Here is a 12,462-nt window from a genome sequence, read left to right on the forward strand (position 1 = left end):
GGGGGGGCTGCGCGGGTCGCATGACAAAATGTCGCACCCTGAGGGTGCTTTGGGCGCAATACAAAAAAGCTCGTTGCAGGCAAACCGCAACGGGCCGACGGACCGGTGTTTGGAGTGAGTGGAGGCTGGTCCGTGATTGTTGTGCGCCGCGCGGCAGGTGGAACGTTATGGTATTAAAAACAAATGAATATTATGGCCGCGCGAAGCGTATCTCTGTCAAAAGGCTACAACGCAAAGATGTATTTCGTAAAGGTATTTCTGCGATTGTCGTAAATATGATGAAAACCAAAGGCATACGCAGCTTTTGGTGGCTGGCAGTCTGCAACACACACCATGTAGGGAATGTTGCAGTTTGTGCTGATTTCCGCCGAGGGCCTTTTCTGACCTTCAGGTGCCAGAGTTGAAAGCCGCTAGGGCTCGTACCACCAAACCTGAGGCATGTACTCCGGCCCGTCGCCGTAGATTGGCAGGACCTCTGGCTGCTTCAACTCTTTGGCATGCGCAATACGCCCGACATCGAAGTTCCAAATTGGAATGACATAACGGCCAGCGGTCAGAACCCGATCCAACGCCCGTGTGGCGGCCACGAAGTCCTCGCGACTTTCTGATGCCAGCATAGCGTCGATCAACCCGTCGACAGCAGGTGACGCCACCCCCATCAGGTTGCGTGTTCCTTGCGAGTCGGCATTGTCGCTACCCCAGTACAAGCGTTGTTCATTGCCGGGCGACAACGACAGCGCTCGGCGGAAGAAAGTTATGTCGAAATCCAGATCGCCAGTTCGTCCAGTGAACTGAGCGCTGTCGACTTGTTCGATGTTGACCTGAATCCCAAGGCGTTCCAGTGCGCGGGAATAGATTTCGATTGCGGTCTCACCCTCGCTGTCGCCTTGTTGCAAGAGGACGTTAAGTGTGAATGGCTTACCTTCCGCGTTGCGCAGCAGTCCATTTTGAATGGTCCACCCAGCTTCGGCAAGCAATTGGGATGCTTTGCGGATATTGGCCCTGTTGCGCGCGGATCCGTCGCTTTCGGGCAGCGAATACCCTTCAACGGTGCCTGGCAGCAAATCCTCCTCGAATTGCAGCAAAAGCTCCTCAACCCGCCCCGTCGCAGCGCCGGGTTGCATGGCCAATTCCGAGCCTGAGAAATACGAAGTGATCCTTGGTTGGGCGCCGCCAGTGATTGTGTCGTTGATGAACTCGAAGTTGAACGCCAGCATCAATGCCTCGCGTACACGCCAATCGTCAAACGGCGCTTTGCGTGTATTTATCACAAACCCTGTCATTCCTGAGGGCTTGCCGTGGGGGATCTCGGTCTTGATGACATCTCCACGCTGAATTGCCGGGAATGTATATTGCGTGTCCCACTTGTCCGCGTTGAACTCGCGAACGGCGGTCAGTTCTCCGGCCTTGAAGGCTTCGAACAGGACAGTCCCGTCGCCATAGAACTCAATCCGTATTTCATCCAAGTTCATCGTGCCGCGGCGGAAGGGAATATCTGCCCCCCAGTAGTCTGGATTGCGACGCAGGTTCACGTAGCGGCCAGCCTCATAGCTGTCGACCAAATACGGTCCGGTTCCTAGGGGAATGTCTTGCAATGGGGCATTCGCGAAATCCTTTCCCTCCCACTGCGCTTTTTGAAGGATAGGTCTCAGACCGGCGATCAGGGCCAATTCGCGATCGGGTTCATTGAAGTTGATCCTGACAGAGCGGGGGCCGGTCCGTTCGATACTGTCTATTTTGCCCCACAAGCCGCGATAGCGCAGGTGACCTTCAGTTCCCAATATCTCATACGACCAGATGACATCGTCGATCGTGACCGATGTTCCATCCGAGAAGCGAGCGTCTTCGCGCAGCGTAAATTCGACCCAAGAGCGGTCCGGCGCAGTGTCGACTGATTCGGCTAACAAACCGTAAAGAGTGAAAGGTTCGTCCCAAGAACGTCCCATTAGGCTTTCATGGGTCCAAAATCGCAATTGCCAAGGGGAGGTCCCTTTTTGCACAAACGGGTTCAAACTGTTATAGCCGCCGGTATTCCCGAAAACGACTTTGCCGCCTTTGGGCGCGTCTGGATTAGCATAGGGCAAAGACACAAAATCCGGTGGTAGTGCCGGGTCGCCGTACATAGCTATGCCATGGGCCGATTCTGCATTGCCTGACGCGGCGGCAAAAACAATAGTGATTCCCGTGATCACAAGGCGAAAGGGACGAAGAAAATCGGGGCTCATTTTGGAAACAATCCTGCTCTGGCCTTATTTTGTTGGGATTCATCGTACCGATGATTTTTCTTATTATCAAACTTTTAGCTTGGACGAAGGCGTGGAATTGCTTATAAAGGGTGCACTGCTCGATAGGTTTCTTGCCTGTATGAAACCTGCCTCAATAACTTAACGCCCGCTTCGTGCGGGCGTTTTTTTTGGGCGGTATGCATGTCTGAAACTAAGCTTCGATGTTTCTCGTTCCCTTTGCAGGTGCAGCATGGCACTGTGCGCCCAAAGTGGTTTGCAAGGGAGAGGCGGCATGAGCCTGACGGGAAAAACGGCGATTATCACGGGGTCGAATTCTGGTATCGGACTTGGCGTCGCGCGCGAGCTGGCCAAGGCCGGGGCGAATGTGGTTTTGAACTCGTTCACCGACAGGGATGAAGACCATGCCCTAGCCGAAGAGATTTCAAAAGAGACCGGTACAAAGGCGCGCTACATTCAAGCTGATATGTCCAAAGGTGATGAGTGCCGCGCCCTGATCGAGCAGTCCGGGGCCTGCGATATTCTGGTCAACAATGCCGGCATTCAGCACGTCGCACCGATTGATCAGTTCCCGGTCGACAAGTGGGACGCAATCATCGCGATCAATATGAACTCGGCCTTTCATACAACTGCTGCGGCGCTGCCGATGATGCGGCAGGCAGGGTGGGGGCGTGTCGTCAATATCGCCTCGGCTCATGGCCTGACGGCCTCGCCTTTCAAAGCGGCCTATGTGGCGGCCAAGCATGGGGTTGTGGGTATGACCAAGACGGTTGCCTTGGAGACGGCGCAGGAGCCGATCACCTGCAACGCTGTCTGTCCTGGCTATGTGCTGACGCCTCTGGTCGAGGCGCAAATCCCTGATACGATGAAGGAATACAACATGAGCCGAGAGGACGTGATCAAAAACGTCATGTTGCAGCGCCAGCCATCCAAAGAGTTTGCGACGGTCGAACAGCTTGGCGGAACGGTGCAATTCCTATGCTCGGACGCGGCGGCGCAGATCACGGGGACAACGATTTCTGTGGATGGCGGCTGGACCGCGCTCTGAGTCAGGAGTTTTTCGGTGAAACGCATCAATCTGGCTTTGCAAGGCGGTGGCGCGCACGGGGCGTTTACCTGGGGCGTGTTGGATCGGATTCTGGATGAAGAGGATATCGAGGTTGCGGCGATCACCGGAACCTCGGCCGGGGCGCTGAACGGGGCGGCGTTCAAGTCTGGCATGGTGCGTGATGGCCGCGACGGGGCGCGTGCCAACTTGAACGGATTGTGGGAGCGGATGGGCGCTGTGGGCGACATGCGGTTGGCCAACTGGATGCAAGCGATTGAACCCGCTCAGGTCGCGCAGGCGATGGAATATTCGCTGCCCTTTTCCGTGGGCGATGCGTGGTCGCGGCTGGTTTCGCCCTATGCCTACGGCCCGTTCTACCGCAATCCGCTGGAGCCTGTGGTCGACCGATTCAATTTCGATCAGGTCTGTGCGGATGAAGGCCCGCGCCTTCATGTCTGCGCCACTTGTGTACGCAGCGGCAAGATTCGTGTTTTTACGGGGGATGAGATTTCAACCGACGCGATTTTGGCCTCGGCCTGTTTGCCGACGCTGTTTCAGGCGGTTGAAATCTTTGATCCCAAATCGGGCCGGACCGAAGCCTATTGGGATGGGGGATACACCGGCAATCCGGCGCTGTATCCTTTGTTCAACAAAGACCTGCCAGATGACGTAGTGATCGTGAATATCAACCCGCTGGAGCGCGACGAGGTACCGAAGACCCCACAGCAAATCCAGAACCGGGTCATTGAGATCAGCTTCAACTCATCTCTGTTCCGAGAGCTGCGCGCGATCAGTTTCGTGCAGCGCCTGCTGGCCGAGGGCAAGCTGCAAGCGGGTGAGATGAGCCGCGTTCTGGTCCATATGATTGCCGATGACGACTTGATGAACGATCTGTCGGTGGCGACCAAGACGGTGCCGAACCCGGTGATCCTGCACAAATTGAAAGAGGCCGGGCGCAGGGCAGCTGATCGTTTTCTGGTCGATCACAAGGGTGATCTGGGTCAGAAAAGTACTGTAAACCTGCCCGAAATGTTTAGCTGATCACTCTGGCGGCTGGGTCGGGTCTTTGTCATTCGGATAAACCAGCCCGGCCGAGATCACCAGTTTGGCAGCGTCCTCGATTGACATGTCCAACAGGATCACATCCTCTTCGGGGAAGAACAGCAAAAAGCCCGAGGTCGGGTTAGGCGTGGTTGGGACAAAAATGCTCAGCAAGTTGCCGCCGGTCTCGGCGCGGTCGTTGACTTCGCCCCGGGCCGTGGTCGAGACGAAGCCAATCGCCCAGATGCCCCGGCGGGGATATTGGATCAGGCAGGCTTTCTCGAAAGAGCGTTCAGTCTGGGCAAAGACCGTCTCTGAAATCTGCTTGATCCCTGAATAGACCGAGCGCACCACAGGCATCCGGTTCACAAGGCTTTCGGCGAAATGGATCAGCGAGCGGCCCAGAATGCCTTTGGCGATCCAGCCGACCAGCACCGTGAAGATCAGGAAGATCACCACGCCCACGCCGCGCAGGTTGACCCCCACATATTCGGATGGCTGGAATTTCTGTGGGATCAGCGGCAGGACCGCGCTGTCGATCCAGCCCACGACGGACCAGATAAGCCAGATGGTCAGCCAAACCGGCGCAATGACAACTATGCCCGTCAGGAATGACGCGCGCAGCCGGGAAAACAGGCCCGGTCGGCGGTGAGGTTCTTCGTCAAAGGGCGTGTTCATTGCGGTCCTGAGTGATTTGCCGATTTAGTTAAGCAGTCCGGGGCCTTGGTACAATAGCTTTGCTCACTCGGACAGGGCGCGTGCGATTCCGGCGGCCAATTTTGCGTTATTTCTGACCAATGCAATGTTCGCGGTCAGCGAACGCCCCTCGGTTTGTTCATAGATGCGCTGCAACAAGTAAGGGGTGACGCCTTTGCCTGTGATCCGATGCGCGTCGGCGTCTGCTTGGGCCGAAGCGATGATTGGGGCCAATTCCTCGGCCGGGATTTGATCTGCGTTGGGGATCGGGTTGGCCACAAGTTGCCCACCGGGAAGCCCGAGGGCGCGGCGGGTGGCGTGGGCCTTGGCGATAGCTTCGGCTGTGTCCATGCGCAATGGTGCCGCATACGGGGATTTGGCGGACCAGAAGGCAGGAAATTCGTCCTGTCCATGCGAGATGACCGGAACGCCCAGCGTTTCAAGAACTTCAAGCGTTTTGGCCAGATCGAGTATGGCTTTTGCACCGGCGGCCACAACAGTCACAGGGGTTTGAGCCAACTCATGCAGGTCTGCTGAAATATCGAACGAAGTTTCGGCGCCTTGATGTACGCCGCCTATCCCGCCGGTGGCGAAGACCTGAATTCCAGCGTAATGCGCAGCGATCATTGTGGCGGCGACGGTGGTGGCTCCGGTCCCGCCGGTCGAGATACAGGCCGCCATGTCCGCGCGCGAGATTTTGGCGACACCTTGCGCCTGACCAAGCGCTTTGAGTTGATCCGCTTCCAGCCCCACGTTCAGCACGCCGTCGATGACTGCAATCGTTGCTGGAACGGCACCCGCGTCGCGGATATCCTGTTCCACCTGCGCCGCGACCTCGATGTTCTGAGGGTAGGGCATCCCGTGGGTTATGATGGTGCTTTCCAGCGCAACGATGGGCTGGCCTGCGTCTTTGGCGGCGCGGACCTCGGCCGAGTAGTGGATGTCGATCACAGTGGGGTTTCTCCGGAAACGTAAGTGGCGGCGGCGTGCAAGGCGCGGGTCAGGGCTGCGTCGGGGGCGGCCCCGGCGGCCTCGGACGCGATATGCGCCGCCATGAAAGTGTCGCCAGCGCCGGTCACGCGAGTGACCAGAACGGACGGTGGTGTCTGGGTCAGGATGTCATCGCCATGGCCGACGGTGGCCGAGTTGCCGCCATCGGTGACCAGCACCCGCAGCGCGCCGCGACCCAGCAGGCCCTTGGCGGCGGATTCGGAATCGGTGAACTCGCGCTGGCATAGGATGCCGGCCTCTTCGAGGTTCACATAAAGCGTCGCGCGGGCGTGTTTGAGGAAGGGCAACAGGCGCTCGGCCTTACCGGGTGAGGCCGGGGCCACGCGCAGATCGGCCTTGGCAAAGGTCGGGCTTTGGGCGATTTCTTCCAGCAAAGTCAGCGTCAGGTTGCCGTCCAGCGCAATAGGGCCCTCGAACGGCGCGTCCGTGGATCCCAGCGGGCCTTGCATCAGCGGGCGCAGGATTTTGGCCCCTGCGGCCTCTAGCGAATGGGCATCCGCAATGGCGGCGATCAGCCCGTTGGCCCCTTCGACCGCCATATAGCGGTCGGTCGGCAAATCCTGCGAGCGGTAGACGTGATCCGTGACCATGCCCAGCCGTGCGCAGGCATTGACCAGTTCGTCGCCTTCAGGATCGCGGCCAATGGCAGTGAGCAGGGTGGGTGTCATACCGAACCGCACCAGTGTCATGGCGATATTCATGGCCACGCCGCCGGGCAGGCGGGTGATCCGCCCCGGCACGTCTGACCCCTGCCGCATGGCGCTGGCCGAACGTCCGATCACGTCCCACAGGACCGAACCGATACACAGGATTTCGCTAGTCTGAGTCATGCCCGTGTCATGCCGCAGCACCCGCGCGGGTGCAAGGGTTAACGCTCACATCGCGTCGGTCAGGGCCTTCAGCGCGGCAACCGGGTCGTCCTGCGACCAGATCTCATCGCCAATACCGAAGAAATCGGTGTGTGGCGACAGCGCGCGGATCAGGTCGGGGGTCAGTCCGCCTTCGGCCACAACCGGCACCTCGATCATCTCGGACCACCATTGGAACAGGTCTTTTTCGGCGATCGTGCCGTCGCCCAAGGCCGATGTGCCCACCGGGCCAAAGGCCACGTAGTCCGCGCCGTTCTCGCCCGCGGTCATACCATCATGGCTGGAGGCCGCGCAAAAGCTGCCGACGATGGCATCCGCGCCCAGTTCTTTGCGTGCTGCCCGGACCGAGCGCGCACCGTCATCCAGATGTACCCCGTCCAGCCCCAGCCGCTGCGCCAGCAGGACATGGTTCGAGATCACGATCGCCACATCCCGTGCATGGGCGACCTCGCGGCAGGCATCGGCGGCGCGGGCGATAGTGTCTTCGTCGCTGCCCGCCAAGGCGAGGCGAATGCAGGCGATATCAGAACTGTCCAACACGCGGCCCAGCTGCTCGGGGAAGGTGCTTAGGGTGATCGTGGGCGGGGTGATCAGGTAAATCTGCGGCTGCTCGGGGGTGTCCATTGGCGCGTCCTTCGCTTTCAGTCTTTGGCGCGGTTTAGCGGATTGCGCCGGGGAAGCAAACTTTTATGCCTGATATTGGCGCAATTGGCCGCCCGGACGGCTTGCCCTGCGCTAATGTGCCGATTACAGCAGGCGGAACTTTCGGAGACAGCCATGCCCAGCGACAAATCCCAGCCTTCCTTTGTGCTCGTGCGCCCTCAGATGGGGGAAAACATAGGCGCCGCCGCGCGGGCGATGTGGAACTTCGGGTTGGACCGGATGCGGATTGTTGCGCCACGTGATGGCTGGCCGAACCCCAAGGCTGTGGCGATGTCCAGCGGGGCGGGGCGGTTGTTGGATGAGGCGCAGCTGTTTGATGATCTGGCTGGGTCTTTGGCTGACAGCACCTTTGTCTTCGCCACTACTGCACGCCAGCGCGGGTTGACCAAGCCAGTCTACAGCCCGGAACGCGCCATGCAGATTGCCGCTGAAAAAGTCGCGGCGGGCGAAAAGGTTGCCGTACTGTTTGGCCCCGAGCGCGCGGGGCTTGAGAATGAAGATATCGCCAAGGCAAACGCCATCATCTCGGTCCCAGTGAATCCGGAATATGCCTCGCTCAACCTCGGGCAATGTGTGCTGCTGACCGCCTATGAGTGGATGCGCCAAAGCGCCGATGTGGTGCATGAGGCCACTGATTTGGGCAAGGGCGATTGGGCGACAGGGATCGAGGTTGAAAAACTGGTCGAACATTACGAGGACCGGCTGGAAGAGGCGGGGTTCTTCTACCCACCCGAAAAGGCCGAAGGGATGAAGACTAATCTGCGCAACCTGTGGTCGCGTATGCGGATGACGCGGGCGGATGTGCAGATGCTGCACGGGATCATGCGGCAGATGGTCCGCTGGAAGGACAAGGGCTAAGGCTGGACCTATCTTCCGCTTCACCCTAGCGTGCGACGAAACAAGGACATGAGGACAGCATGAGCGGCAAGCGCAGCATCTTCGAAGAGGTCTCGGGCGACCAGAAACAAGAGGCGGTTCAGCCCGGTATGATCGACCGTGGCCGAGGTGGCGCGCGTAAGGCGATCCGGGCGTGGCTGATGATGCTGTTTGCGCTGGTCGTGATCATGATCGCTGTGGGTGGGCTGACGCGCCTGACCGATAGCGGGTTGTCGATTACTGAGTGGCGGCCGATCACCGGGGCCATCCCGCCGATGTCCGAGGCCGACTGGCAATCCGAGTTCGACAAGTACAAAGAGATCGACCAGTGGCGCATTCAGAACCAGTGGATGGAGCTGAATGATTTCAAATTCATTTACTGGTGGGAATGGGGCCACCGCCAGTTGGGGCGCGTGATTGGTCTGGTCTGGGCAATCGGGTTCTTTGGCTTTTTGGCCGCGCGGAAAATCCCGACTGGCTGGACGGGCAAGCTGTTGATCCCCGGTGTTCTGGGCGGAGTTCAGGGTGCCGTCGGCTGGTGGATGGTCGCCTCGGGCGTGACGCAGGGCGAGGGTATGACTGCCGTCGCCAGCTATCGCCTGGCCACTCATCTGGGGCTGGCCTTTGTGATTCTTGGGTTCCTGGCGTGGTACATCTTAGAGCTGGGTCGCGAGGAGCGTGACCTGATGCAGGCGCGCCGCGCGAAAGAAGCGAAACTGTTCTCTCTCTCGACCGGCCTGATGCATTTCGCCTTCCTGCAAATTCTGATCGGTGCACTGGTCGCCGGGATCGATGCGGGGCGGTCCTACACCGACTGGCCGTTGATCGGCGGGCAGCTTTTGCCGCCCGATGCTTTGATGCTGGAGCCGATGTGGCGCAACTTTTTCGAAAGCCCCGGTCTGGTGCAGTTTATTCACCGCTGTGCGGGCTATCTGCTGCTGATCTTCGGCGTCATCGTCTGGCGGCGCGGCGGCACCAGCGCGCATCCGCAAACACGGTTTGCCTTCAACGCGGCCTTTGCAGCGCTGGCCCTGCAAGTGGTGATTGGGATTGTGACCGTGGTTTATGCCGCGCCGTGGCAGATCGCTATCTTCCATCAGTTCATGGCCGTGGTCGTCTGGACCCTGATCCTGCGCGCGCGTTTCCTGACTGCTTACCCAATCGCAACCTCGATCCGCGGAGCGTGACATGACCGCCTTTGACGACCTGATGGCCTTTCAACGGGAAACCTCGGCTTTGGGGCAGATTGCCGGGCGGCTGGGCTGGGATCAGGAAACCGTGATGCCGCGCGGGGCCGCCCCGCAACGGGCCGAGGAAATGGCCGCCATCGAAGCGGTCCTGCACGCGCGCCGATCCGACCCGCGCGTGGCTGAATGGCTGGATCAGGCCGACCCGCAAGATGAAGCTGGCAAGGCGCAGATCCGAGAAATCCGCCGATCCTATGAGCGCACGGTCAAAGTTCCCGCTGATTTGGCCAAGGCGATTGCGCGTGTCACATCCGCTGCGCAGGGCACGTGGGCGCAGGCCCGTGCGGACGAAGACGTGGCCACGTTCCTGCCTGTGCTGCATGAGGTCGTTGCCCTGAAACGTGAAGAGGGCGCGGCGCTAGCGCGAGGCGGTGATGTTTATGACGCCATGGTCGAAGATTATGAACCCTACACCACGGGCACTCAAATTGCCGAGATATTCGACCAGATGCGCCCGCGCCTGGTGGCCCTGCGCGCCGCTGTTCTGGATCGCCCCGCGCCGCAAGCCCTGACCGGCACTTTTGACGAACTGACCCAGATGCGCCTGTCGCAGAAACTGGCGACCACTTTTGGCTATGATCTGAACACGGGCCGCGTGGACAAGGCGGTGCATCCGTTCAGCTCGGGCAGTGGGTTGGATGTGCGCATCACAACCCGCACCAGCGAAACCGACCCGTTCAACTGCTTCTACTCGACTATTCATGAGGTCGGCCATGCCGCTTATGAGCAAGGCATCGACCAAGCTTATGCGCTGACCCCGCTGGGCAGTGGGGTGTCGATGGGTGTGCATGAAAGCCAAAGCCGGATTTATGAAAACCAGTTGGGCCGCTCCCGCGCCTTTACCGGCTGGCTATTCGATCAGATGACAGCGGCGTTTGGCGATTTCGGGATCAGCGACGCCGACGCATTCTATGCAACCGTCAATGGTGTCCATAACGGCTATATCCGGACCGAAGCCGATGAGGTGCAATATAACCTGCATATCATGCTGCGCTTTGATCTGGAACGCGCCTTGATGGCCGGAGACCTGCAGGTCAGCGATCTGGAAGCCGCGTGGAATGACCGTTTCAAGGCCGATTTCGGCTATGCGGTCGACAAGCCTTCGAACGGGTGTTTGCAGGATGTGCATTGGTCGGTGGGGCTGTTTGGCTATTTCCCGACCTATTCGCTGGGCAATGTCTATGCCGGGTGTCTGTATGAGGCTCTGCGCGCGGCGCTGCCCGATCTGGACGCGCAATTGGCGCAGGGCGACACGTCCGCCGCGACCGGTTGGCTGCGCGAGAACCTGCAAAGCCACGGTGGGCTGTATGCCCCACGCGAAACCATCCAACGCGCCAGTGGGATCGAGCCCGAGGCCGGTCCTTTGCTGGACTATCTCGAAGCCAAATTCGGCCAGCTTTACGCGCTGTAATCCTCACGTTCTTGTGTTGAGGCATGGGAATTACCGCCTCAACCGATAAACTATCCCGGATATGTTCTGGGAGGAGCGCATGTCGTTCAGAAATAAGGTCAAATCGCACGCTGCCGTCGTCCTGACAAGCGAGAGATTGCAAAGCGCACGCCGAACGGTGCGGGAAATACGTCGACGGCTAAGCGGCACACCTCATGTCGTTCAATACTTCCACGACGTGAGCGATCCTTATTGTCACCTGAGTGTGCAACTTCTTGGCCAACTTCGCGACAAATATGACGTGCGGATCGAACCGCATCTCATGTCTCGCCCGACATCAGATATCCTGCCTGCGCCAGAACAATATCGGCACAACGTCTTGCTGGATTCTGTTAGATGGGCAAAACGATTGGGTTTGAATGCGCCGGGAAATATTTCGCCGGAAGGTCCCGTATTTGATCTGGCCGAGCGGCGGCTTGCAGCCGAGCTGAATGGGGCGGATTTTGTCAAAGCGGCTTCGCAGATTAGCCAAATGCTTTGGTCAGCCAAGGATATACCCGATTGGCCGCAGGCCGATCCGATACAGGCGCGTGCAGATGGCGATCGGGCGTTGCAGGCCGCGGGGCAGTATCTGGGTGGTACGGTTTCCTATGGTGGTGAATGCTACTGGGGGCCAGACCGGCTCGCCTATTTGGAAACTCGGCTTGAGACGCTTGGGCTGGGGCAAGCAAACCCGTTTATCGTGCCCGAGATCAGCGAACCCACGCTCGATGCTGCGGGACAGGAACTGGAGTTCTTCTTTTCTTTCCGCAGCCCTTATTCCTACCTCGCATTAGATCGCGTCCGGGATTTGACGGCCCGATCGAATGCGAAACTGATCCTTCGACCCGTGTTGCCGATGCTGATGCGGGGGCTTCCGGTTCCGAGTGCCAAATCCTCATACATTCTCAAGGATTGCGCCCGCGAGGCGCGGCGTCTGGGCATCCCGTTTGGCCGCATCAGCGACCCGTTGGGTGCGGGGGTCGAACGTGGATACGCTTTGTTGGACCATGCCGAGGCCCAAGGGCGGCTGGCCGAATATTGCTCGTCCTTCATGACGGCGGTCTGGTCCAAGGGGATGGATGCCAGCACCGATGCTGGGCTGGCCTATATTGTCACGGCTGCCGGCCTGGATTGGAACGCGGCGAGGGGGGAGATTGAATCCTCACACTGGCGCGACAGGGTTGAAGCCAACCAGGCCAGACTGCAGCAAATAGGTCTTTGGGGGGTTCCTAGTTTTCACCTCGCAGGTCAAAGCGTATGGGGCCAGGATCGGCTTTGGGTTCTGGCAGACCTGTTGCGTGGCAAGGCTTAGCTTCACGGCCGAACGGATTGGAAA

Annotated in this window: 11 protein-coding genes; 6 read left to right on the top strand and 5 right to left on the bottom strand. The window is 59.2% G+C overall.

All coding sequences use genetic code 11. From position 1 onward, the window contains the following. Positions 1–410 precede the first annotated feature (410 nt). On the bottom strand, positions 411–2,225 hold the full coding sequence (locus GOW48_RS08300) for an extracellular solute-binding protein (protein ID WP_170752864.1): 1,815 nt from the start codon (positions 2,223–2,225) through the stop codon (positions 411–413). A 292-nt stretch (positions 2,226–2,517) separates the two neighbouring features. On the opposite strand from GOW48_RS08300, the gene GOW48_RS08305 reads away from it, so the two are divergent. Then, entirely contained in the window at positions 2,518–3,291 is a 774-nt protein-coding gene (locus GOW48_RS08305; RefSeq protein ID WP_170752866.1) for a 3-hydroxybutyrate dehydrogenase, read from the top strand. Positions 3,292–3,306: 15 nt separating this feature from the next. Then, on the top strand, positions 3,307–4,332 hold the full coding sequence (locus tag GOW48_RS08310) for a patatin-like phospholipase family protein (protein ID WP_170752868.1): 1,026 nt from the start codon (positions 3,307–3,309) through the stop codon (positions 4,330–4,332). Here the strand turns inward: GOW48_RS08310 and GOW48_RS08315 are convergent, their stop codons facing one another. The 4 genes from GOW48_RS08315 to GOW48_RS08330 all read right to left on the bottom strand — a co-directional run bounded on the left by GOW48_RS08315 (position 4,333) and on the right by GOW48_RS08330 (position 7,532). Further along, positions 4,333–5,010 (bottom strand): DUF502 domain-containing protein, encoded by a 678-nt coding sequence (locus GOW48_RS08315; protein WP_170354323.1) that lies wholly within the window; start codon positions 5,008–5,010, stop codon positions 4,333–4,335. It abuts the gene before it with no gap. A 63-nt stretch (positions 5,011–5,073) separates the two neighbouring features. Further along, positions 5,074–5,979 (bottom strand): pseudouridine-5'-phosphate glycosidase, encoded by a 906-nt coding sequence (locus GOW48_RS08320; protein ID WP_170752870.1) that lies wholly within the window; start codon positions 5,977–5,979, stop codon positions 5,074–5,076. Next, positions 5,976–6,869 (bottom strand): PfkB family carbohydrate kinase, encoded by an 894-nt coding sequence (locus tag GOW48_RS08325; RefSeq protein ID WP_170752872.1) that lies wholly within the window; start codon positions 6,867–6,869, stop codon positions 5,976–5,978. Before GOW48_RS08325 ends, GOW48_RS08320 begins: the two co-directional genes overlap by 4 nt. A gap of 45 nt (positions 6,870–6,914) precedes the next feature. After that, a complete protein-coding gene (locus GOW48_RS08330; RefSeq protein ID WP_170752874.1) occupies positions 6,915–7,532 on the bottom strand; it encodes a thiamine phosphate synthase in 618 nt (205 codons plus the stop codon). Between the two features lie 153 nt (positions 7,533–7,685). Between GOW48_RS08330 and GOW48_RS08335 the strand changes: the two genes are divergently transcribed. From GOW48_RS08335 to GOW48_RS08350, 4 genes are all read left to right on the top strand, one after another. Further along, positions 7,686–8,429, top strand: a complete 744-nt coding sequence (locus GOW48_RS08335; protein ID WP_170752876.1) for an RNA methyltransferase — start codon at positions 7,686–7,688, stop codon at positions 8,427–8,429. 59 nt (positions 8,430–8,488) lie between these two features. Next, positions 8,489–9,634 carry a heme A synthase gene (gene ctaA / locus GOW48_RS08340; RefSeq protein ID WP_170752878.1) on the top strand — a complete coding sequence of 382 codons (1,146 nt, stop codon included), beginning with the start codon at positions 8,489–8,491 and terminating at the stop codon, positions 9,632–9,634. A 1-nt stretch (position 9,635) separates the two neighbouring features. Continuing rightward, entirely contained in the window at positions 9,636–11,105 is a 1,470-nt protein-coding gene (locus GOW48_RS08345) for a carboxypeptidase M32 (RefSeq protein WP_170752880.1), read from the top strand. A 79-nt stretch (positions 11,106–11,184) separates the two neighbouring features. After that, positions 11,185–12,438: a DsbA family protein gene (locus GOW48_RS08350; RefSeq protein WP_170752882.1), complete on the top strand. Its 1,254-nt coding sequence runs from the start codon at positions 11,185–11,187 to the stop codon at positions 12,436–12,438. Positions 12,439–12,462 lie beyond the last annotated feature (24 nt).

This window comes from Ruegeria lacuscaerulensis (genome assembly GCF_013033355.1).
GTDB lineage: Bacteria > Pseudomonadota > Alphaproteobacteria > Rhodobacterales > Rhodobacteraceae > Ruegeria > Ruegeria lacuscaerulensis_A.